The organism is Streptomyces sp. SID8374 (assembly GCF_009865135.1).
GTDB lineage: Bacteria > Actinomycetota > Actinomycetes > Streptomycetales > Streptomycetaceae > Streptomyces.
The window spans coordinates 335775-357386 of the sequence record NZ_WWGH01000002.1 but is presented as its reverse complement, the minus strand read 5'-3'; the positions used below and the strand labels follow the sequence as shown (position 1 = coordinate 357386).

Below are 21612 nucleotides of genomic sequence, written 5' to 3'. Positions count from 1 at the left end.
GTTCCGATGACAGATGGGGAGGATTTCCGTCCTGACGTCGTCATGCCCTGGAGCCATGCCCATGAGCACTGCCCCCCGTCTCACCGCCCTCGACGCGTTGCACCGCTCGCTCGGCGCCACCATGACCGACTTCGCGGGCTGGGACATGCCCCTGCGGTACGCGAGTGAGCGCGACGAGCACAACGCCGTACGCACCCGGGCCGGTCTCTTCGACCTGTCGCACATGGGCGAGATCACCGTCACCGGCCCCGAGGCCGCGGCCTTCCTGAGCTACGCGCTGGTGGGCAACATCGCCACCGTCGGCAACGGCCGGGCCCGCTACACGATGATCGTCCAGGAGGACGGCGGGATCGTGGACGACCTGATCGTCTACCGGCTGGGCGAGACCGAATATATGGTCGTCGCCAACGCGGGCAACGCCCAGATCGTGCTGGACGCGCTGACCGAGCGCGTGGCGGGCTTCGACGCCGAGGTGCGCGACGACCGGGACGCGTACGCGCTGCTCGCGGTCCAGGGCCCCGAGTCCCCCGCCATCATGAAGGCCGTCACCGACGCCGACCTGGACGGGCTGAAGTACTACGCGGGCCTGCCGGGCACGGTCGCCGGGGTCCCCGCGCTCATCGCCCGTACCGGCTACACCGGCGAGGACGGCTTCGAACTCTTCGTCGCACCCGAGCACGCCGAGGCCCTGTGGCGGGCGCTGACGGAGGCCGGTGAGGCCCACGGGCTGATCCCCTGCGGCCTCTCCTGCCGGGACACGCTGCGCCTGGAGGCGGGCATGCCGCTGTACGGGCACGAGCTGACGACGGCGCTCACCCCGTTCGACGCGGGCCTCGGCCGGGTCGTGAAGTTCGAGAAGGAGGGCGACTTCGTGGGCCGCGAGGCGCTGAAGGCAGCCGCCGAGCGCGCCGAGACCGCCCCGCCGCGCAAGCTGGTCGGCCTGATCGCCGAGGGCCGCCGGGTCCCGCGCGCGGGCTTCTCCGTGGTCGCCGACGGCAAGGTGATCGGCGAGGTCACCTCGGGCGCACCCTCCCCCACCCTGGGCAAGCCGATCGCCATGGCGTACGTGGACGCGGCCTTCGCCGCCCCGGGCACCGAGGGCGTGGGCGTGGACATCCGGGGCACGCACGAGCCGTACGAGGTCGTCGCGCTGCCGTTCTACAAGCGCCAGAAGTGATATCCCGGAGGGACCGGCGCATTCCGGACCCTCCGGCATCGGCACGCAGGCGCCACGGAAGTGACGTACCTCCGTCTCACACCGTAAGACCACCGTTCATCAGCACTCCCCCGCGTACAGGAGAATTCAGGTCATGAGCAACCCCCAGCAGCTGCGGTACAGCAAGGAGCACGAGTGGCTGTCGGCCGTCGAGGACGGCGTGGCCACGATCGGCATCACGGAGTACGCGGCCAACGCGCTCGGTGACGTCGTCTACGCCCAGCTTCCGGAGGTCGGTGACACGGTGACCGCGGGCGAGACCTGCGGTGAGCTGGAGTCGACCAAGTCCGTCAGCGATCTGTACTCGCCGGTGACCGGTGAGGTGACGGCGGCCAACCAGGACGTCGTGGACGACCCCTCGCTGGTGAACTCCGCTCCCTTCGAGGGCGGCTGGCTGTTCAAGGTGCGCGTCACGGAGGAGCCGGCCGACCTGCTCTCCGCCGACGAGTACACCGCGTTCTCCGGCAACTGAGACCTTAAGGGACCCCCTGATGTCGCTTCTGAACTCCTCCCTCCACGAGCTGGACCCGGACGTCGCCGCCGCCGTCGACGCCGAGCTCCACCGTCAGCAGTCCACCCTCGAAATGATCGCCTCGGAGAACTTCGCTCCGGTCGCGGTCATGGAGGCGCAGGGCTCCGTCCTCACCAACAAGTACGCCGAGGGCTACCCCGGCCGCCGCTACTACGGCGGCTGTGAGCACGTCGACGTGGTCGAGCAGATCGCGATCGACCGGATCAAGGCCCTGTTCGGCGCCGAGGCCGCGAACGTCCAGCCGCACTCCGGTGCGCAGGCGAACGCCGCCGCGATGTTCGCGCTGCTGAAGCCGGGCGACACGATCATGGGCCTGAACCTGGCCCACGGCGGTCACCTGACCCACGGCATGAAGATCAACTTCTCCGGCAAGCTCTACAACGTGGTCCCCTACCACGTCGACGAGAGCGGCCTGGTGGACATGGAGGAGGTCGAGCGCCTCGCCAAGGAGTCCCAGCCGAAGCTGATCGTGGCCGGCTGGTCCGCCTACCCGCGCCAGCTGGACTTCGCCGCCTTCCGCCGCATCGCGGACGAGGTCGGCGCGTACCTGATGGTCGACATGGCGCACTTCGCGGGCCTGGTCGCGGCCGGGCTGCACCCCAACCCGGTGCCGCACGCCCACGTCGTCACCACCACCACGCACAAGACCCTCGGCGGTCCGCGCGGTGGCGTGATCCTCTCCACCCAGGAGCTGGCCAAGAAGATCAACTCGGCGGTCTTCCCGGGCCAGCAGGGCGGCCCGCTGGAGCACGTGATCGCGGCCAAGGCGGTCTCGTTCAAGATCGCGGCGGGCGAGGAGTTCAAGGAGCGCCAGCAGCGCACCCTGGACGGCGCCCGCATCCTGGCCGAGCGCCTGGTCCAGCCGGACGTCACCGAGGTGGGCGTTTCCGTCCTCTCCGGCGGCACCGACGTGCACCTGGTCCTGGTCGACCTGCGCAACTCCGAGCTGGACGGCCAGCAGGCCGAGGACCGGCTGCACGAGCTGGGCATCACGGTCAACCGCAACGCCGTCCCGAACGACCCGCGCCCCCCGATGGTCACCTCGGGCCTGCGGATCGGCACCCCGGCCCTGGCCACCCGCGGCTTCGGCACCGAGGACTTCACCGAGGTCGCGGAGATCATCGCCTCCGCCCTCAAGCCGTCCTACGACGCGGACGACCTCAAGGCCCGCGTGGTGGCGCTGGCCGAGAAGTTCCCGCTGTACCCCGGCCTGAAGTAGCACCTGGCCTGCGGTTCCGCGCATCCGGACGGGGCACCGCGCACACTGGACGAAAGTGAGCGCGGTGCCCCGTTCCTTGCCCCTGGTGATCCGTATCGTCCCCGCTCATCCCGCTTGTCCCCGCACCGCCCAGGCAGACAACGGCGTCTTCCAACCCCCCAAGGAGTCCTCCCGTGGCCATCTCGGTCTTCGACCTCTTCTCGGTCGGCATCGGCCCGTCCAGCTCCCACACGGTGGGCCCGATGCGGGCCGCCCGGATGTTCGCGCGCCGCCTGAAGAACGAGGGCCTGCTCGCGCACACGACCTCGATACGGGCCGAGCTGTACGGCTCCCTCGGCGCGACCGGCCACGGCCACGGCACCCCGAAAGCGGTCCTGCTCGGCCTGGAGGGCGAGTCCCCCCAGACGGTCGACGTGGAGAGCGCCGACGCCCGGGTCGACGAGATCCGCTCCTCGGGCCGGATCAACCTGCTCGGCATGCACGAGATCGCGTTCGCCTTCGACGACGACCTGGTCCTGCACCGCCGCAAGGCGCTCCCGTACCACGCCAACGGCATGACGATCTTCGCGTACGACACCGAGGGCGCCCCGGTCCTGGAGAAGACGTACTACTCGGTCGGCGGCGGCTTCGTCGTGGACGAGGACGCGGTGGCGGGCGAGAACCCGATCGTCCCCGACGACACGGCCCTGCGGCACCCCTTCCGCACCGGCGACGAGCTGCTGCGCCTGGCCCGCGAGACCGGCCTCTCCATCTCCCAGATGATGCTGGAGAACGAGCTGGCCTGGCGCACCGAAGCGGAGATCCGCTCCGGCCTCCTGGACATCTGGCGGGTCATGCAGGCCTGCGTCTCACGCGGCATGTCCCGCGAGGGCATCCTCCCCGGCGGCCTCAAGGTCCGCCGCCGCGCCGCCAACTCGGCCCGCCAGCTGCGCGCCGAGGGCGACCCGCAGGCCCACGCGATGGAGTGGATCACGCTCTACGCGATGGCGGTCAACGAGGAGAACGCGGCGGGCGGCCGCGTGGTCACCGCCCCCACCAACGGCGCGGCGGGCATCATCCCGGCCGTCCTGCACTACTACATGAACTTCGCGTCCGGCGGCTGCACCGAGACGGAGAAGGAGGACAGCGTCGTCCGCTTCCTCCTCGCCGCCGGCGCCATCGGCCTCCTCTTCAAGGAGAACGCCTCCATCTCCGGCGCCGAGGTCGGCTGCCAGGGCGAGGTCGGCTCCGCCTGCTCCATGGCGGCCGGCGCCCTCGCCGAGGTCTTGGGCGGCTCCCCCGAGCAGGTGGAGAACGCCGCCGAGATCGGCATGGAACACAACCTGGGCCTCACCTGCGACCCGGTCGGCGGCCTCGTCCAGATCCCCTGCATCGAGCGCAACGGCATGGCGGCGGTGAAGGCGGTCACGGCGGCGAAGATGGCGCTGCGGGGGGACGGCAGCCACAAGGTCTCCCTGGACAAGGTCATCAAGACCATGAAGGAGACGGGGGCCGACATGAGCGTCAAGTACAAGGAGACGGCTCGGGGCGGGCTTGCGGTGAACATCATCGAGTGCTGAGGGGGGGCAGGGGCCCTGTCAGCCGCCCCCGCGTCCCGTCAGGCTCGCGTAGACCACCACGTTGTCCGCGTAGCGGCTGTCCTCCCGGGAGTAGTCGCCGCCGCAGGTGATCAGGCGGAGGCCGGCGTGGTCGAGGTTGCGGTAGACCTCGACCGTGGGGAAGTCGTCCTTGGGGTACGAGGCGGTCCGGTCGACCGTGAAGATCGCCGTCGTGCCGTCCGCTCGGCTGACGTCTATGCGGTCACCCGGTTTCAGTTCGGTGAGCTTGAAGAAGACGGCCGGCACTCCGTCCCACGTGACGTGTCCGGCGATCACGGAGGGGCCGATCGCGCCGGGGGTGGCTCCGGGGCGGTACCAGCCGGCCTTCGCCGGGTCCTTCGGTGTGTCCATCGCACGGTTCTTGCCCAGCCCGAGCTGTTCGAGGTCCGAGGTGACCTTGAGGGACGGGATCGTGATGCTGACCGGGCGGGAGGGCGGGAGGGCTGTCGTCCGCGGCTCGGCGGAAGGGGTGGGTGAGCGTGGGGCGGTGGCGGGTGGGGCGCCCTGGTCGGCCGCGGGGGGCGGGGCGGGCTGTTGCCGGGTGGTTCCCAGCGCCAGCAGCAGCCCGCCCGTCAGGAGCAGGGCGACGATGGCGGCGAGAGGGGCCCGACGCCGCCAGGGCGAACTGCGGGGCGGGTCCTCGTCGGGTGCCCTGTCCATCGCTTCACCTTTCCCTGTTCCCTGTGCTCGGCCGTGACGGGTCGTCGATCAGGTGCGGAGCCTGGGGTCAGGCGTTGTGACCGGTGTCCGAGGTCCGGGTCCGGCGGCGTACGGCGAACAGTCCGCCTGCCGCGAGGACGGCCGCGCCTCCGGCGGCGAGCAGGCCCGAGGACTCCACGCCCTGGGTGGTCCCGCCGCCGGTCTCGACGCCGCCCGCAGGTACGGAGCCGACCGCGGCGCCCTTGACCATGCCGCAGTTGGCGGGGGCGGTGGCCTCCTGGGGCAGCTTCGGGTCGAGTTCGCTCTTGCCCGCGCCGAAGTCGTACTTGCCGTCGCCGTTCCGGTCGATGCCGTGCTGCACGACGTGGAGGTCCTTGATGTGGTCCGCCACGTCCTTGGAGACGGTGATCGTGCGGGAGTAGGTCAGCTTGCCGTCCTTGTCCGCGACGGGCATCCGGTCCACCGCGAGGCCGCTGTCCTTGGACGTGTCACCCTTGGTGGTCAGGGAGATGTTGATGTCCCCGTACATGGGCAGGCCCTCGGCGGTGGTGACGATGCCGTCGCCGTCCTTGTCGGCGCTCTTGTCCGGGCAGCGGAAGTCGTGGCCGTCGGTGGAGCCGTGTATGTGCTGGGCGTGCGGCTGGCCGGGGACCAGGCCCTGCGCGTCGATCTTCACGGTCAGCTGGTCGCCCTCCAGGCTGACCAGGGCGGCGCCGCTGGCACCGGAGTCGTTCAGCTGCTCCAGGTCGATCTGGTACGTGTCGCCGTCGACCGCCTTGGTGGTGCCGGCGGGGTGCCCCTCGTGGGCCAGGGCCGGCACGGCCACCCCGAGGGTGAGGGCGGCGGGCAGGACGAGCAGTGCGGCGAGGCGGGTTGTACGGCGGGCTATCACGAAGACGCATCCCCTTCCGGAAGTTCCGGCGCGGAGCCGGAACTTCATTCGGTTGCTGATGTCGTCTATTCGGAGCCGGTCGCGGGATTGATTGGTCGTGGCACGACAAAGTTCGTCGACCGTGCGTTCCCGCGAGGCCCGCCGTCCCCGCCTTCGTGCCGTACGAGGGGGACTCAGCCGGTGGTCAGCGAGACCTCCGTGGACTTGACCAGCGCGGTTACGGGCGTGCCCGCCGCGAGGCCCAGGTCGTCCACCGCGTCCTTCGTGATCGCGGCCGTCAGCTGTCCGCACTCCACCGCGACCTTGACCGAGGCCATCGCCCCGCCCGTCGCGATGTCCGTGACCGTGCCGGGCAGGCGGTTGCGGATGGACAGGCCCTCCACCGGACCGGTCGCCAGCGACACCTCGGTCGACTTCACCAGGATCCCCACCTCGCTGCCCTCCCCGAGCCCGAGGTCCTTCACCGCCTCCAGGGTGATCGCGGCGGTGATGTCCTGGCCGCCCGCGAGGCGGACCTGGACGGTGGCCATGGCCTCCCCCGGGGTGACGGAAGTGACGCTGCCGGAGAGCTGGTTGCGGATGCTCAGAGCCATGGAGGTGCCTCACAGGTGTACGGAAGGTGCGGATGGACCGGACCGCCGTCGCGGCGGTCGCCCCGAGGCTAATACGTCATGAAACACACCGTTGTGACCGCATCGCGTCTGCCAGGGCGATCACCGGTACGGCATCGCAGAAGCGGAGCCGCCCTCTCCCTCACAGGCCCCGCGTCAGCCGGTGCAGGCGCAGCGCCAACTGGATCTCCGGCGTGCGCGGCGGTTCGTTCCAGTCCGGGCCGAGGAGGCGGCCGATGCGTTCCAGGCGCTGCACCACCGTGTTCACGTGGACGTGGAGCAGGGTCTTGGTGCGGGTGAGGCTCGCGCCCTGGGCGAAGTACGTGTCCAGGGTGGTGATCAGGTCCATGGAGCGCGCCGTGTCGTAGTCCAGGACCGGGCCGAGTGTCCTGCGTACGTAACCGCCCAGGTCGGCCTGGTCGCCCAGGAGTACGCCGATGAACCCCAGGCGGAGGTACGGGGTGGGGCGGTGGTACGGGGATGGTGCGGTCGTACGGGGGTCGTGCGGTGGTACGGGGGTGGTGCGGGTCGTGCGCCCGGTTTCGGTGGGGCCGGAGACGGGTGGGTGGGGGCATGGGGTCAGCGGGCGCCCCAGCCTCCGTCGACCGGGAGGGAGGCCCCGGTGATGTACGAGGTGTGGGGGCCGCGGAGCCAGACGCAGACGGCGGCCACCTCCTCGGGTTCGATCAGCCGCTTGATCGCGGACCGGTTCAGCAGGACATCGGCGACAACCTCGTCGGACGGGATGCCGTGCGCGGCGGCCTGGGCGGCGATCTGGCCCTCGACGAGCGGTGTCCGTACGTAACCGGGGCTGACGCAGTTGCTGGTCACCCCGTGCGGGGCGCCCTCCAGGGCGGCCACCTTGCTCAGTTGAGGTCCACGGCTCCGGCACCCTGCGCCGCCGAGGGGCCGGGCGCTGCGTGAAATTGGCTCGTCATGGCCGGAAACGCCAGAGACACCCGGTCGGACATCCCATGGGACGGATCGCCGCAGTGGGGGCGGCCGGTGTGGTGGCCGCCACCACTGTCTAACCGTTCGGCGGGCAGTACGTGAGCAGCTTCGCCGGGTCCGCCCCGCCCGCCACGTCCGCGACCGCGTCCGCCGGGTCGGCGGCCACCTTGTCCCCACTCATCCGTCAGCCCTCCCGCCGCATCGACCGCGCACGAGACCAGGAACGGAGGACGGTGCACGGCGATGGCGTCCGCCCCCACATCGCCGCCGGTCCGGGTGGTTGCGGGCCATGCGAGGCCGCGGCCTACCTGCCCCGCTCCTTCGCCAGCCAGGGCCCGAACTCGCTCTCCAGCACCAGCCGCCCCAGTTTGCGGTACTCCTGGAGCACCGCCGTGACGAGCTGGTCCATGGTCAGCGGCGCTTCCGACTCCGCCGCGAGGTAGGCGGCGGTCACCGCGCAGGCCCGGATCGATCCGCCCGCCAGCTCGAAGCGGGCCGCGCAGAACTCCAGGTCCAGCGCCGGATCGCGCGGGATCGAGGTGCCCAGGCAGCGGTCCCAGAGGGCGAGGCGCTGCTCGGCGTCCGGCATCGGGAACTCCGCGATCACGTCCAGGCGGCGGGTGAACGCCTCGTCCAGGTTGGCCCGGAGGTTGGTGGTGAGCACGGCGATCCCGTCGAAGGACTCCATGCGCTGGAGGAGGTACGCGGACTCCACGTTGGCGTGCTTGTCGTGGGCGTCCTTGACCTGCGAGCGCTTGCCGAAGATCGCGTCGGCCTCGTCGAAGAGCAGGATGCCGTTGACGTCGGAGGCCTCGACGAAGATCCGCTCCAGGTTCTTCTCGGTCTCGCCGATGTACTTGTCGACCACGGTGGAGAGGTCCACCACGTAGAGCTCCATGCCCAGTTCGCGGGCGATCACCTCGGCCGACATGGTCTTCCCGGTGCCGGACTCGCCCGCGAACATGGCGATGACCCCACGGCCCCGGCCGCCGCCCGGCCGCATCCCCCACTCCCCCAGCACCTGTTCGCGGTGGCGGGCGCGGAGGGCGAGTTCGGTGAGCTGGGTGCGGGTGGCCGGGGGCAGCACCAGGTCGTCCCAGCCGACGGCGGGTTCGATGCGGCGGGCGAGCCGCTCCAGCCCGGCGCCGTTCTGGGCGCGGACCGCCGCGCGCAGGTCGTCCGGGTGGACCGGGCGCTGCTCCAGGAGGGCGAGGCGGGAGGCGACGGTGGCGGCCTTCCGCAGCTGGTCGGAGTCGAGGCGGTAGGAGGCGGTGGCCTCGATCAGCCGGTCGTCGGCCGGTGCCTGTGCGTCCGGCAGCCCGACCGAACCGGCCGCCTCGGCGAGCGCCTGCCGCCACCGGCGCGCCGCGCCCGTCGGGCCCGGGGGCGGAACGGCGACCGGCACCGGGCTGTCCCGGGTCCACAGCGGGTCCCAGTTCTTCTTCCCGTACGCGATCAGGGGCGTGCCGCTCACCGCCGCACAGAGGGAGGCCAGCAGGCGGGCCCCCTCCGGGCGTTCGGGTGCGAGCACTTCGAGCGGGCCGAGCACGACACCGCCGTGGGAGAGGCGGGCCTCGGCCGCCAGGGTCCGTACCAGCTCGGCCGTCCGGTCACCGGCGGCGGCGGCGAGGGCCGCGATGTCCACCACGAGGGGGCGGCGACCTGCGGCGGTGAGCGCGTCGACGGCCAGCCCGGCGGGGTCGCCGCCTCGGTCCAGCAGGTGCACCAGGCCGCTGCCGGTGGCGAGGGCGGCGGCGATCCGGTGGGCCTCCAGGTGGTCGTCGGGCTCAGCGCCCGGGGCGGGCACGTGCACGAAGCCGCGCAGCCGCCCGTCCGGCGCGTCGTCACCGAGGAGGTGGGCGGTGACCCGGTCCGGGACTCTCAAGGCCCGGGAGAGCAGCGGGCGTTCGGGGTCGCCGATCTCCAGGAGGCCGCCCGCGACGAGCGGGGCGGACGGCTGGAAGCGGAAGCGGCCGGAGCCTGCGGCGGGGAGTCCGCAGAGTTCCAGCGCCAGGCCGATGGCGGGGCGGCGGCGGGTGAGGTCGTCGTTGAGGTAGCCGTAGAGGCGCTCGAACCGGGCGTCGATGTCCGGCGCCATCGCGACCAGGAGGAGTTCCACGTCGAGAGGGACGAGGCCGAAGCTGTCGGCCAGTCGGTGCAGTCTGCTGCCCGGGGGCGCGTACTCCGCACCGTACGAAGGACCGTACGCGGGTGCGGGGGCGAACGCGTCCCGCGTCTCCAGGATTCGTTCCACCGCCTCGGGGGTGAGGTACTGCCCCCGGTACGGGTCGTCCGGCTCCGGGTCGGTGGCGCGGCGGGCCGCCACCGCGTGCCGGACCCGCTCCTCCACGCGGGCCAGCCGCTCCCACAGCACCTCGACGTCCACCACCGCCGGGAGGCCGGGTGCGCTCTCCGTCACCGTCATCGTGCCGCACTCCCCCGTCGGCGCCGGCCGGGCGGCAGCCGCCGTTCCCGTTCGGCGGCGAAGCCCTCCGCGTCCAGGTCGGCCGCGCCCTCGTACCGCAGGCGGCGGCCCGGGTCGTCGGCGGCCGTGCCGTCCACGGCGGGGGCGGCCTTCATCACGAGTCCTTCGGTGACCGGAGGCCCGGCCGGGGCCCGTTCACCGGCGAGCGGGGCGAGGACGCGCAGGTCGATCGCGGCCTTCAGCTCGCCGCCGAGCGCGGACCACACGTCGGAGGCGGACGGGCCCTCGGTGCGCGGGCCCGCCGCCTCCAGCTCCACGGTGAGGCCGAGTTCGGCGAGGCTGCCGGTGAGCATCGGTGCGGGCAGCGTGTCGTGGCGCATCAGGCAGCGCAACACCTCGGAGAGCAGGCGGTGTTCGTCCTGCGGGCGGTTGGTCCAAGCGGTGACCAGATAGGTCAGCTCGAACCAGCGCGGCGGGGTCCGCCAGCCCACGATCACGCCGTTCTCGTCGTGCTCCTCGGCCGTGCCGGTGCGCCGCCTGCCCGCGTCCTCGCGGATGCCGTGCAGGAAGACGCTGATGGTGGGCGCGTTGCGCCGGGCCGACCAGTCCTTCGTCGGGGCGTCGAAGACCAGGTCGACCCCGCTCTCCTGGAGTCCGGCGTCGACCAGCAACAGCCGGAGTCCTTCGTCGACTTCGTGGATCATCGGCGGATCACCTCGTCCGGCGGGGTGATGGTGCCGAGCACCACGAGGAAGTCCGTCGTGACCGGGGAGAAGCCGGGGCCCTTCGCCGTGATGGTGCGCGGCCCGGTCCGGTCCTTCGCCAGGATGAGCAGCTGGGCGATGAACGTGCCGTCCGGGTTGGGCAGGGTCGGCGCGGCAGCCGCCGTGATCCCCGGGTCCCAGCTGAGCTTCACGGGCGCGCCGGGCGGGAAGTCCTTGCCGCGCACCGAGGTGACGAAGCCGGGCTTGCCGACGGCGGGCACCGCGACGATCTTGGGCTGGAGGATGCGCAGCGGGATGCGGGAGCGGTTGTCGTTCCGGTTCGCGTCCGTGCCGGTCGTGGTGAGCGTCGCGGTGATGCTCGTACGCAGCGCGCGGTCCGGGGAGAGGACGACGCGTACGACGGTGGAGGCACCCGGTCCCAGGTCGGGCAGCGTGCACAGGCCGGCCGTGCAGCCTGCCGGGAGCGGGCCGGACGGGATGTTCCCGGGCAGGCCGAGCTGGAGCCGCAGTCCGGTGGCGGAGGCGTTGCGGCCGTTGCGCACGGTGTACGTGACGACCACCTTGCCGCCGACGTAGCCGGGGCTGGGCTGGGCCCGTACGACGACGCCTGGGCCGGCCAGGGGTGCGGGCGGCAGCGGGGCCGGGGGGCGGGCGGCAGGCGGGCGCGGGGCCGGGGGTGCGGGGCGCGGCGGGGTGGGTGCGGTGGTCGTGGGCGTCGGGGTGGGAGGCGTAGGCGTGGGAGGCGTCGGGGTCGGGGTGGGAGGCGTGGGGGTGGGGGTCGGCGGTGTGGGCGTCGGGGTCGGCGGGGGCACGTCCTGGACGGGTACGAGGGTGCCCGTGGCGTTGTCCGTCGGGTTCGGGTCCAGCACGGCGCCGGTGACGGACCAGCCGACCGGCTGGTCGCCCCGGGTGACGCCGGTCAGCCGGGCGGTGACCTCCACGCTCGTGCCGGGCGGGACCACGCCGAGGTCGCACTGCGGCGAGCCGGCTCCGCAGCTACCCGCGTCGGTGGTCAGCTCCTCCAGCCGTACGCCGGGCGGGGGGTCGGCCGTGAACGTGGTGCCGGGCGAGGGCGAGGGGCCGCGGTTGACCACGGTGACCTTCACCTCGGCCGAGGAGCCGACCTCCACGGCGGGCCCGGTGGGCGGGGCCGTCACGGCGAGGTCGACCGACTGCTGGTAGCTGGGCTCCTTCTGGCGTCCGGCGTGGTCGTTGTCCAGGGGCGTCAGCTCACCGGAGGCGAGGTCGAGGACGGAGAGCTGCTCCATCGAGTTGGGGGCCACCTCGCGGCGGGAGGTCAGCACGATCCGGCTGCCGTCCGGCGACCAGGCCGCGTCGCGGGGCTGGAAGGGGCCGGTGCCGGCGGTGTCGGGGATCTCCTGGTCGCAGCCGTCGGGGTTGTCCCGCTCGGAGGAGGGGAGCACGACCCGGCAGCCGCCGCCGCTGAGCGGCTTGACGATGATGCCGTTGCGCTCGTTGATCCGGCCGCCGCCGTCCTTGCGGTTGAAGGCCACCCTCGTACCGTCGGGGGAGAACGCCGGGCTGTCGTCGATGACTTCGCAGTCGCCGGGGCAGATGGTGGCGCTGAGGTCCCGCTGCTGGTCGAGGCTGCTGACCGGGACGGTCCAGATGTGCTTGTTGCCGCCGTGGCCGTTGATCGTGTGGTTGCGGGTGAAGGCGAGGTTGATGCCGTCGGAGGACCAGGTCGGCTGGGCGTCGCCGCCCTGCTGCTGGCCCTCGGGCGGGCGGATCTCGTCGAGGATGGCGCCGGTGGCCACGTCGGCGATGAGGATGCGGCCCGGCCCCGCCGCCTCGCCGACGCCGCCGGGCGAGGTCCGGGTGAAGGCCAGCTTGGTGCCGTCGGGCGAGAAGGTGGGGTCGGTGTCCCAGTCGCGGTCGCCGCGTCCGGCGAGCGGCAGGGCGGCGCCGTTGGTGCCGTCGGCGTCGACCATCCAGATGCGCTGGATGCGGGCGTCGGCGGGGCCCTCGAAGCGGGTCACGACGATGCGCCGCCCGTCGGGGGTGTAGTTCTGCCGCTCGGTCCACGGGTCGTACCCGGCCGCCGGGTTGAACAGCGGGTCGATCGCCGGGTCGGTGTTGGTGCGGGCCGCCGGGTCCTCGTCGAGGATGGTGAACCCGAGGTCGCGGGGGTCGGAGCCGTCCTGCCGTACGTCCTGGAGCGTCACGACGTTCGCCGCCGAGGAGCTGATCCGGGAGACGATGACGTCCCCGGAGCCGCTGTCGGTGCCGGTCCAGGTGGGCGAGGCGACGCCGCGGTTCTCGGTGAGCAGCTGCTGCGGGGACTCCTCGCTGAACGCGGGCCCCCGGTAGACGTGGTCGAAGTCGTCGCAGCCGCAGACGTGGAAGGGGCTGAGGAAGAGGACGTCGTCGCCGTCGGGCAGCCAGGAGACCGAGTGGCTGCCCCACTCGGCGTGGGCCCCGGCCAGCAGCGGCCGGTCGGTGCCGATGCCCTCGGTGACCCGCAGCCGGTAGCCCGTCTCGGGGTCGGGGTCGGTGATGTGGGTGTACGCGACCCGGCTGCGGTGGGTGTCGTCGTCGACCGGGTTCCAGGACGGGTCCTTGGCGTCGCCGGGCGGGCCGTCGCTGATCCGGGTCCGCTCGCCGCCCGCGAAGGCCTGCTCGTATATCTGCCAGCCCAGCGAGGTGTCGCCGTCGCAGGCGTACGCGATGCGGGTGCCGTCCGGGGAGAAGGTCGGGGACTCCTCGTTGTCGGGGGTGTCCGACAGCCGCCGCAGACCGGAGCCGTCGACGCCGACCGCCCACAGGTCGCGCTGGACGGTGCCGCCGGGGCCGGGTTCGGCGGAGTCGAAGACGACGGTCCGCCCGTCCGGGGAGAGTTCGGGGTTGGCCGCGTCCCGGTCTGTGGTGAGCCTGCGTACGGTCCCGTCCGCGTCGCGCACGTACACCTGGGGGCGCACGCTGTCGCGGAGGCTGGTGAAGACGAGGACGCCGCGGCGGGCCGAGGGGTCCTGGTCGTAGTGGGCGGGGCCGTCCCCGAAGAGGGGTGCGGTGTTCTGCGGGTCCGCGACGCGGCCGAGGCTGCGGTGCTCCGTACCGGCGAAGGCGATCCGCCCGGCCTCCGCCGGGTCCGCCTTCGCCGCTGCGGCGACCGCGTCGCTCGCCCCGTGCGGGGTGGCGGCCGATCCGACCACCAGCAGCGGCGCCAGGAGCACCACGGCGCCCATCAGTCGGCTCCACCGGGAATGCTTCGCCGGGCCAGCAGTGCCGGTCACGGCCCACCTCACAGTCTGTTGATGACGCTCCACGGTCGAGCATCGCTCGCGCGCGGGGCAGGAAGACAGGCCCCGAGTACCCGGACCGGGGGAAGGAGCCGCTGCCCTTTGCGGCGCACTCCTCCACGCCCCCGGTCCAGGATCGCCCAGGAACTCCCGTACGGCGATGGCACGTACGGGTCGGTGTGATGAACGGTCAGATCAGCCCGTGCCGCATCGCGTAGCCCACCGCATGGGCGCGGTTGCGCAGTTCGAGCCGGGTCGCGACCTCGTGCAGCACGTTCTTGACGGTGCGTTCGGAGTACGAGGTCTTCTGCGCGATCTCCGAGGTGTCGAAGCCCTCGGAGACCAGCCGGATCATCTCCGCCTCCCGCGCCGTGAGGGTGGAGAGGGTGAGCCCGCGGGGGTCCAGGACCGTCCGCTGGAGGCTGCTGACATGGTCCAGGAGCTTGCCGAGGAGGTCGCCCGGGAGGACGCCCTCGCCGTTGGCCATCGCCTTGACCAGGTGGATCAGCCGGTCCTGGTCGGCCTCACCGCGCCGCAGCACGGCGGCGACCCCGCACTCGATCATCGTCTGGAGCGCACCCGACTCGAAGAAGCCGACGACCAGTCCGGTGCGGGTGGAGGTGTTGCGCTGGAGGCGGTGCAGCAGCTGGACGGTGGGCTCGTCCACCATGTCCACCACCACCAGGGAGACCTGGGCCCGGTCGGCCTCGGCGTCCGGTATCAGCTCTATCTCCGGCCGCATCCGCAGCTGGTGGATCATGCCGGTCTGGAGGATCAGGTCCTCCGCGTACACCGCCACGGTGACCCTGCCGCCGCTCCCCGCGCCGGGGGCGGCCGGGGCGGTCCGCCGGGCCGCCTCGGGCCTGCGGTACCGGCCGCGCTCCGTCGTTCTGCTCGTCATGTCTGCCGTCGTCATCGCTTCCGCCGTTGTCATCGCTCCGCGCCGTCTTCCTCAGCTGCTTCCACCCGATATGCCTGTCCCCGCTCCCCACAGCACCGGTCTTCGGCAGGGGGCGCGGGCCCGGGGCGGGGGCGTGGGGCCACCGGGGCGGTGTGCCCTCGGGGCACCGGGCGTGCCCGCTCGTTGCCCTCGTGACCCTGCTGCGCGGCCGCGGGTGCGGCTTACCGTCGCAGGGTGACCACATCTGCCGAACTCGAAATGCCCACGGTGACGGTGTCGCCCGGCGGTACCGCGACGACGACCCTGACCGTGCGCAACGACGGTGACATCGTCGAGGCCTACACCCTCGAAGTCGTCGGCGACTGCGCCGCGTGGAGCACCGTCGAGCCGGCCCGCGTGTCGCTCTACCCGGGCACCTCCGAGACGGTGACCCTCACCTTCGCCCCGCCCCGCTCCCACGAGGTCAAGGCGGGCGAGACCCCGCTGGCCGTCCGCGTACTGCCCGCGGAGCACCCGGAGTCGGTGGTGGTGCCGGAGGGCACGGTCACCGTGGAGCCCTTCCACGAGCTGCGCACCGAGCTGGAGCCGCGCCGCCGCCGGGGCTGGCTGGGCGCCCGCTTCCGTACCGCCGTGCAGAACAAGGGGAACACCCCGGTCGACGTCGCCTTCACCGGCAAGCAGGCCGGTGAGGAGCTGCGGTTGGGGTTCACTCCCGCCCAACGGCGGCTGGAGCCGGGCGAGTCGGCCGAGGTGCGGCTCAAGGTCCGTGCGGCCAAGCTGATCTGGTTCGGCGAGCCGGTCACCTGGCCGTTCGAGGTGGAGGCCGCCGAGGTCGAGGCGCCCGTCGAGGCGGTCAAGGTGGAGGCCGGGGGCAGGGAGCCCGTCCGGCCGGAGCCCGCGCAGCCGGAGACCGTACGTCCGGAGCCGATCCCCGGTGAGTTCCTCCAGCTGCCCGTGCTGCCCAAGTGGCTGCTGATCGTGCTGGCCGCGCTGCTGGCGCTGCTGCTGGCCTGGTTCGCGCTGGTCCGGCCGGCGGTGAAGAGCACCGCGAAGCAGGCGGTGACCGAGGCCGCGCAGGAGGAGGCGGCCCGCGAGCAGCAGCAGGGGGCGGCCACACCTGGCGGCCCGGACAGCCCGGGCGGGAGCCAGGGTCAGGGCACGGGCCCGGACGCGCCGGGCGCGCCCGGTGGCACCGGCGGTTCCGGTACGGGACCGGGGACGGGAACAGGCTCCGGCCCGGGCGGTACGGGCGTCGGGGGCAGCGGCCAGAGCTCCGCGACGATCGACGTGGAGACCAGGGCCGGGGCCGAGGAGCAGGGGACCTACCAGGTTCCGGCGGGCAAGGTCTTCGGCATCACGGACCTCGTGGTGGCGAACTTCCAGGGCGACGAGGGGGTGCTGACGATCTCCTTCGGAGAGCGGAAGATCACCACCATCGCGCTGGAAACCTTCCGCAACCAGGACTATCACTGGGTCACCCCCATTCAGATTCCGGAGAACGCCACGGTCACCGCCGCCGTCACCTGCTCCAAGCCCGGCACTCCGGCGACCGGAACGCAGGCTTCGGGGTGCCATCAGGTGATTAACGTCAGTGGTGTACTCAGCGATCTCGCACGGTAGAGCACAGCCGAAACAGCGACGCCGAGCGCCGCGCTCCACCTATCGGTGACGACAACAGCAGAAACCTGGCCCCGGAGGAAACCCGGCGTGCCGGGCGATGGCGGATTCATCCTCCCGAATCCGCCAGAGGTCTATACCAATTCGGTCATGCGCGGCGCCGACGACCTGAGCAGAATATCCGGTTGCGGCGGGTCGGAGCACGAACGAGCCTGATCAGAGCCGTTGCTGACGGTTCGGGGGGAGACGCCGGGCGCCCGATCGGAACGGTCGGGCGCCCGTTTCCCTGGGCGGAACCGGGCCGGACGACCACACCTTCTGGGCGCATTCTGGCCGAATCCCGTCATGCCGCCCCGATTCCCGCGGGACCCCGTACGGTTTTTCGCCATGCGGCGTTCATCGAGAAAAAGAGATACCGAACACATCGCCACGGAGAACCGGAATCTGTAATTCCGGCGAATCCCCGGAACGGCGGCCGGAGCAGGAACAGTTCCGTGACCCGCTGTTCTCCTCCGCTTCATCTCGGGCCACCGGAATATGCCCCGCCCCCACGAATGCGCAAGCGGCACGGCCGGTCCGCCGAGGGCAGCATTCACCGCCGCACGGGTGCCCGGGAAGGCAGCTTCACTGCCCCGTGCCCAGGACTTTGAGACCTACTCCCCGCCACCTCCGCCGGGCAAGACTGACCGGTGAACGAGTGACCACCCCGAAGGAGCGAGCATGCCGTCGTACCTCACCCCCGGTGTATACGTGGAGGAGGTGCAGTCCGGAGCACGGCCCATCGAGGGAGTCGGCACCGCGGTCGCAGCCTTCGTCGGCTTCGCCGAGACGGGCCCCTTCCACCAGCCCACGCTGGTGACCAACTGGGACCAGTACGTCCAGACGTTCGGCACCTTCACCGCCGACACCTACCTCACCCACGCCGTCTACGGCTTCTTCGCCAACGGCGGCGGCGCGGCCTACATCGTGCGCATCGGCGGCCCCGCCCAGGGCGCCTCCGGCTCCACCGGCCCCGGCGCCGTCTCCCAGGAACCCGCCCCCGTCGCCCTCGGCGGCTTCCTGGTCGCCGCCAAGTCCGGCACCAGCGCCGACCTCTCCGTCGAGATCGCCGACCCCGAGGGCGAGAACCCCCCGGAGGACCGCTTCAAGCTGCTGGTCCGCCAGGCCGGCAAGGTCGTGGAGACGTACGACGTCTCCACCCGCAAGAACGTCAAGGGCTACCTGGTCACCCAGGCCCGCGACTCCAAGCTGATCCAGGTCACCGAGCAGCCCGGCACGGCCCAGAGCCGCCCCGAGAAGCAGACCGTCGCCCTCGCCCCCGCCCCGGCCTCCAGCGCCCCCGGTTCCGGCGTGGCCCGCCTGGACGCCTCGGAGTACGTCGGCGACGCCGCCGCCCGCACCGGCTTCGGCGGCCTGGAGTCGATCGACGAGATCACCATGGTCGCCGTCCCGGACCTGATGAGCGCCTTCCAGCGCGGCGAGATCGACGCCGAGGGCGTCAAGACCGTGCAGCTCGCGGTCATCTCGCACTGCGAGCAGATGGGCGACCGGGTCGCCGTCCTGGACACCCCGCCCGGCATGAACGCCCAGCAGGTCCGCACCTGGCGCAACGACGACGCCGGTTACGACTCCCGCTACGCCACCCTGTACTACCCCTGGGTCAAGGTCTTCGACCCGGCGAGCGGCCGCAACTCCCTGGTCCCGCCGAGCGGTCACGTGGCCGGTGTCTGGGCGCGCAGCGACGGTGAGCGCGGAGTCCACAAGGCCCCCGCCAACGAGGTCATCCGCGGTGCGGTGGACCTGGAGATCCGGCTCAGCAAGGGCGAGCAGGACCTGCTGAACCCGATCGGCGTCAACTGCGTCCGCGCCTTCCCCGGCCGCGGCATCCGCATCTGGGGCGCCCGGACCCTCTCCTCCGACCCGGCCTGGCGCTACCTGAACGTGCGCCGCCTCTTCAACTACCTGGAGGAGTCCATCCTCCTGGGCACCCAATGGGTGGTGTTCGAGCCGAACGACGACCGCCTCTGGTCCAGCATCCGGCGCAACGTCACCGCCTTCCTCACCGAGGAGTGGCGCCGCGGGGCGCTGTTCGGCCGCACGGCCGAGGAGGCGTTCTACGTCCGCTGCGACCGGAGCAACAACCCGCAGGAGTCCATCGACCTCGGCCAGGTCGTCTGCGAGATCGGCGTCGCCCCGGTGAAGCCCGCGGAGTTCGTGGTCTTCCGCCTCGCCCAGTTCTCCGACAGCACCAGCCTCATCGACGAGTGACCCGCGCGGTCCTCCTCACCCCTTCATCTCTCATCTTCACTAGCGGAACAGGTGGCACACAGTCATGGCAGAGGGCGACGCTCTTTCCACCCACGTATTCGGCGTGCAGCTCGGCGGCTATCTCGTGGAGTCCATCCAGGAGATCAGCGGCATGACCGTCGAGGAAGAAGTCGTCGAGGTCCGCCAGGTGACCGCCGAGGGCAAGCAGATCATCCGCAAGCAGCCGGGCGCGCGCCAGGCGGGCGAGGTGACGATCACCCGCGGACTCGACAAGAGCAGCGAGTTCACCACCTGGATCAAGGAGACGCTCAACAACGGGGCCGTCGACACCGCGCGCCAGAACCTCACGATCGAGATCAAGGACTCGACCGGTGAGACCGTCCGGCGCATCCAGCTGATGCAGGGCTGGGCCTCCAAGTGGGAGGGCCCCTCGCTCAAGGCCGGCGAGTCCAGCGCGGCGACCGAGACGGTGACCATCACCTTCGAGGAGATCGTGGTCGAATGAGGCGCCGGACCGTCTCGCCGGGCAGCGGCCTCGAAGAGACCCTCGACAACCTGGCCGCCACGACCGCCGCACGCCAGGAGGCGCCGGCGCCCGCACCGGCGCCCGCGCCTGCCCGCCCCCGTGAACGGGACTCGTTGCAGACGGAGTTCGCCTTCGAGCTGCCGCGCGGGTACGTCGACGACGAGGGCCAGCTGCACCGGCACGGCACCATGCGGCTCGCGACGGCCCGGGACGAGCTGCGCCCGCAGATCGACCTGCGGGTGAAGGAGAACCCGGCGTACCTGTCCGTGGTGCTGCTGAGCCAGGTCATCACCCAGCTCGGCACGGTCACCGATGTGCACGCGGGGATCGTGGAGCGGATGTACGCCACCGATGTGGCGTTCCTCCAGGACTTCTACCGCCGGATCAACAGCGAGGGCCACACGCACGCGGCGGTGACCTGCCCGCTCTGCCACGGCTCGTTCGAGGTGGACCTCTCGGGTGGGCGCCTGGGGGAATCGTGACGTACGCGCTTCCCCGGTTGCGGGAGGAGATCGCGTACGTCGCCTACCACTTCCATTGGCAGCGTGAGGACATTCTCGACCTCACCCACGCGGAACGTCAGCAGTGGGTGCGGGAGATAGCGCGGATCAACACCCGCGTCAACGAAGGCGGGTGATCGTGTGGGGTTCGGGGACTGGCTGCGCCGAACGGACCGCCCACGGGCGGGCACGGGCTCGGAGGCCGGGGCTGGTGTGAGCTCTGGTGCCGGTGCTGATGGTGGTACGGGCGTGGGTACGGGTGCCGGGGTTGGTGGCGGTCCTGAGGGGGCGGGTCCGGGGGCTCCCGGTTCCGGCTCCGGCTCTGGTTCCGCTTCCGGTTCCGGTTCCGGTTCGGGCTGGGACGGGGGCTGGCGTCAGGTCGCACCGCCCACGGTGACCGTCGCCCGGTCCTCGATCGGGGTGAGCGACGGGCTGCGGTTCCGGTCCCAGCTCGCTTCCTGGCAGAACCCCACCCTCGGCGGCGAACTCGGCCACGCCGTACTGCCGTCCGCCCCGGTGGGCCTCATCCACGGTGTCGCCCGCCCGGGCGTCGCACGTTCCGCTTCCCCCGGGGGGCCGCTGCTGCTGCGGGCGGCCCGGCCGGAGGGTGCTGAGGACGAGGCGGCGGCCGGGGCGGCTGGGGTGACCGGCTCGGCCGGGCCTGCTGCGGCGGGGCGCGCGGGTGGCCGGAAGGCGGGGCGGAGTGCGCCGGCAGTGCGAAAGGCAGGGTCTGCGCGCTCTGTTACGGGCGCTACGGCCACGCCGAACGTGCAGCGTGCAGCGACGGCGGAAGGGGCTGCGGCTTCTGCGGAAGCGCCTGCGTCGCAGGCGGCTGTGCCTTCGGTGTCGGCTGCGGCTCCTTCGTCGACCTCTTCGACTTCTTCGTCGGCTTCGGCTTCGGTGCAGCGTGCGCGGCCCGCCGCTGTACGTCCTCGGCGGACCGCGCCGCCCCTGACCGTCGCCCGGCGCCCTGCGATGCGGCTGCGGCAGATCACCGGGCTGCCGCCTGTTGCCCCTGCCACGCCTGCCACCCCCTCCGCACCGGCCGTACCATCCGCGCCGACGGCTTCCGACGCCGTGCAGCGGAGCGCCCCCGCTCAGCAGCCGACCGCCCCCGTACGGCAGGAGGGCCCCGGCCGGGCGTCGGCTCCTGCCCCCGAGGCCGTACGTCCCGCCCTGGGCAAGCCCCTGCGGGAACTGCCCTCCGGGGCCATCCCTTCCGGCCCGGCAGGGCAAGGGCAGGTGGCGCCGACTGCCCCGGCAGGGCACGAAGCGGCGGCCATGCCGGTGCTTCAGCGCCAGACGGCCGAGGCAGCACCGGCAGCCTCACCAGCGGCGACACCTTCGCCGAAGCAGGCACCGCCCACGGCCCAGGGACCGAAGCCCGCACCGGCCCCGGCAGCAGCACCAGCGTCGGCGTCGACTTCGACATCGGCACCGACATCCATCCAGAAGGCCCCGGCCACGGGCCCGGCGCAGGCATCGCCCACCGCGTCCCGCCCGGCTCCACGCCCCAACGCCCCTGGCACCACCACCCCGCCTGCCGACGCGTCCGGCGCCCCCCGTGCCCGTACGCGAGGCGGGATCGGCACGCCCCTCACCTCGCTCCCGTCGACCGCCCGGGTCCAGCGCGACGCACCGCTCCTCGGTGACCGTCGCCGTACGCGGCCGGGCCCCTCGGGTACGCCGACTCCGCAGAGCGCACCCGCGC

General features: G+C 72.2%; 16 protein-coding genes and 2 pseudogenes. 9 read left to right on the top strand and 9 right to left on the bottom strand.

Going from position 1 to position 21612, the window contains the following annotated elements; all coding sequences use genetic code 11:
* Positions 1-61 precede the first annotated feature (61 nt).
* From gcvT to GTY67_RS25185, 4 genes are all read left to right on the top strand, one after another.
* Positions 62-1177: a glycine cleavage system aminomethyltransferase GcvT gene (gene gcvT, locus GTY67_RS25200; protein WP_161280382.1), complete on the top strand. Its 1116-nt coding sequence runs from the start codon at positions 62-64 to the stop codon at positions 1175-1177.
* Positions 1178-1310: 133 nt separating this feature from the next.
* Positions 1311-1688, top strand: coding sequence for a glycine cleavage system protein GcvH (gcvH, locus tag GTY67_RS25195; RefSeq protein WP_018509777.1), 378 nt, complete (start codon positions 1311-1313; stop codon positions 1686-1688).
* Between the two features lie 19 nt (positions 1689-1707).
* Positions 1708-2967, top strand: a complete 1260-nt coding sequence (glyA, locus tag GTY67_RS25190; RefSeq protein WP_093692527.1) for a serine hydroxymethyltransferase — start codon at positions 1708-1710, stop codon at positions 2965-2967.
* A gap of 173 nt (positions 2968-3140) precedes the next feature.
* Entirely contained in the window at positions 3141-4526 is a 1386-nt protein-coding gene (locus GTY67_RS25185) for an L-serine ammonia-lyase (protein WP_093692526.1), read from the top strand.
* Between the two features lie 18 nt (positions 4527-4544).
* Here GTY67_RS25185 and GTY67_RS25180 read toward each other — a convergent pair whose 3' ends face one another.
* The 9 genes and pseudogenes from GTY67_RS25180 to GTY67_RS25140 all read right to left on the bottom strand — a co-directional run bounded on the left by GTY67_RS25180 (position 4545) and on the right by GTY67_RS25140 (position 15005).
* Positions 4545-5225, bottom strand: coding sequence for a class F sortase (locus GTY67_RS25180; protein ID WP_161280381.1), 681 nt, complete (start codon positions 5223-5225; stop codon positions 4545-4547).
* A 67-nt stretch (positions 5226-5292) separates the two neighbouring features.
* Entirely contained in the window at positions 5293-6117 is an 825-nt protein-coding gene (locus tag GTY67_RS25175; protein WP_161280380.1) for a hypothetical protein, read from the bottom strand.
* Positions 6118-6290: 173 nt separating this feature from the next.
* Positions 6291-6710, bottom strand: coding sequence for a TOBE domain-containing protein (locus GTY67_RS25170; RefSeq protein WP_161280379.1), 420 nt, complete (start codon positions 6708-6710; stop codon positions 6291-6293).
* A gap of 160 nt (positions 6711-6870) precedes the next feature.
* Positions 6871-7176, bottom strand: a pseudogene (locus GTY67_RS25165) (helix-turn-helix domain-containing protein); the annotation flags it as partial.
* A 131-nt stretch (positions 7177-7307) separates the two neighbouring features.
* A pseudogene (locus GTY67_RS25160) lies at positions 7308-7598 on the bottom strand (SDR family oxidoreductase); the annotation flags it as partial.
* A 385-nt stretch (positions 7599-7983) separates the two neighbouring features.
* Positions 7984-10104, bottom strand: coding sequence for an ATP-binding protein (locus tag GTY67_RS25155; RefSeq protein ID WP_161280378.1), 2121 nt, complete (start codon positions 10102-10104; stop codon positions 7984-7986).
* Entirely contained in the window at positions 10101-10808 is a 708-nt protein-coding gene (locus GTY67_RS25150) for a DUF4255 domain-containing protein (protein WP_161280377.1), read from the bottom strand. The genes GTY67_RS25155 and GTY67_RS25150 overlap by 4 nt, the downstream gene beginning before the upstream one ends.
* Complete coding sequence (locus GTY67_RS25145) at positions 10805-14035, bottom strand: DUF11 domain-containing protein (protein WP_202462343.1); 3231 nt, start codon at positions 14033-14035, stop codon at positions 10805-10807. Before GTY67_RS25145 ends, GTY67_RS25150 begins: the two co-directional genes overlap by 4 nt.
* Positions 14036-14279: 244 nt before the next feature.
* Complete coding sequence (locus GTY67_RS25140; RefSeq protein WP_093692488.1) at positions 14280-15005, bottom strand: response regulator transcription factor; 726 nt, start codon at positions 15003-15005, stop codon at positions 14280-14282.
* 243 nt (positions 15006-15248) lie between these two features.
* On the opposite strand from GTY67_RS25140, the gene GTY67_RS25135 reads away from it, so the two are divergent.
* From GTY67_RS25135 to GTY67_RS34675, 5 genes are all read left to right on the top strand, one after another.
* Positions 15249-16610, top strand: a complete 1362-nt coding sequence (locus tag GTY67_RS25135; RefSeq protein ID WP_161281595.1) for a hydrolytic protein — start codon at positions 15249-15251, stop codon at positions 16608-16610.
* 717 nt (positions 16611-17327) lie between these two features.
* Positions 17328-18875 carry a phage tail sheath family protein gene (locus GTY67_RS25130; protein ID WP_161280375.1) on the top strand — a complete coding sequence of 516 codons (1548 nt, stop codon included), beginning with the start codon at positions 17328-17330 and terminating at the stop codon, positions 18873-18875.
* Positions 18876-18939: 64 nt separating this feature from the next.
* Positions 18940-19380 (top strand): phage tail protein, encoded by a 441-nt coding sequence (locus tag GTY67_RS25125; protein WP_007457189.1) that lies wholly within the window; start codon positions 18940-18942, stop codon positions 19378-19380.
* Positions 19377-19883: a hypothetical protein gene (locus tag GTY67_RS25120; protein WP_093692485.1), complete on the top strand. Its 507-nt coding sequence runs from the start codon at positions 19377-19379 to the stop codon at positions 19881-19883. Before GTY67_RS25125 ends, GTY67_RS25120 begins: the two co-directional genes overlap by 4 nt.
* Entirely contained in the window at positions 19880-20038 is a 159-nt protein-coding gene (locus GTY67_RS34675; RefSeq protein ID WP_018492281.1) for a DUF6760 family protein, read from the top strand. Before GTY67_RS25120 ends, GTY67_RS34675 begins: the two co-directional genes overlap by 4 nt.
* The last annotated feature ends 1574 nt before the right edge of the window (positions 20039-21612 follow it).

Excerpts from the sequence above, each read along its gene's own strand:
- GTY67_RS25135 (WP_161281595.1), top strand. The coding sequence starts at position 15,249 with ATGCCCACGGTGACGGTGTCGCCCGGCGGTACCGCGACGACGACCCTG.
- GTY67_RS25130 (WP_161280375.1), top strand. The coding sequence starts at position 17,328 with ATGCCGTCGTACCTCACCCCCGGTGTATACGTGGAGGAGGTGCAGTCC.
- gcvT (WP_161280382.1), top strand. The coding sequence starts at position 62 with ATGAGCACTGCCCCCCGTCTCACCGCCCTCGACGCGTTGCACCGCTCG.
- GTY67_RS25120 (WP_093692485.1), top strand. The coding sequence starts at position 19,377 with ATGAGGCGCCGGACCGTCTCGCCGGGCAGCGGCCTCGAAGAGACCCTC.
- GTY67_RS25155 (WP_161280378.1), bottom strand. The coding sequence starts at position 10,104 with ATGACGGTGACGGAGAGCGCACCCGGCCTCCCGGCGGTGGTGGACGTC.
- GTY67_RS25180 (WP_161280381.1), bottom strand. The coding sequence starts at position 5,225 with ATGGACAGGGCACCCGACGAGGACCCGCCCCGCAGTTCGCCCTGGCGG.
- GTY67_RS25150 (WP_161280377.1), bottom strand. The coding sequence starts at position 10,808 with ATGATCCACGAAGTCGACGAAGGACTCCGGCTGTTGCTGGTCGACGCC.
- GTY67_RS25140 (WP_093692488.1), bottom strand. The coding sequence starts at position 15,005 with ATGACGACGGCAGACATGACGAGCAGAACGACGGAGCGCGGCCGGTAC.
- gcvH (WP_018509777.1), top strand. The coding sequence starts at position 1,311 with ATGAGCAACCCCCAGCAGCTGCGGTACAGCAAGGAGCACGAGTGGCTG.
- glyA (WP_093692527.1), top strand. The coding sequence starts at position 1,708 with ATGTCGCTTCTGAACTCCTCCCTCCACGAGCTGGACCCGGACGTCGCC.
- GTY67_RS25125 (WP_007457189.1), top strand. The coding sequence starts at position 18,940 with ATGGCAGAGGGCGACGCTCTTTCCACCCACGTATTCGGCGTGCAGCTC.
- GTY67_RS25145 (WP_202462343.1), bottom strand. The coding sequence starts at position 14,035 with ATGGGCGCCGTGGTGCTCCTGGCGCCGCTGCTGGTGGTCGGATCGGCC.
- GTY67_RS25170 (WP_161280379.1), bottom strand. The coding sequence starts at position 6,710 with ATGGCTCTGAGCATCCGCAACCAGCTCTCCGGCAGCGTCACTTCCGTC.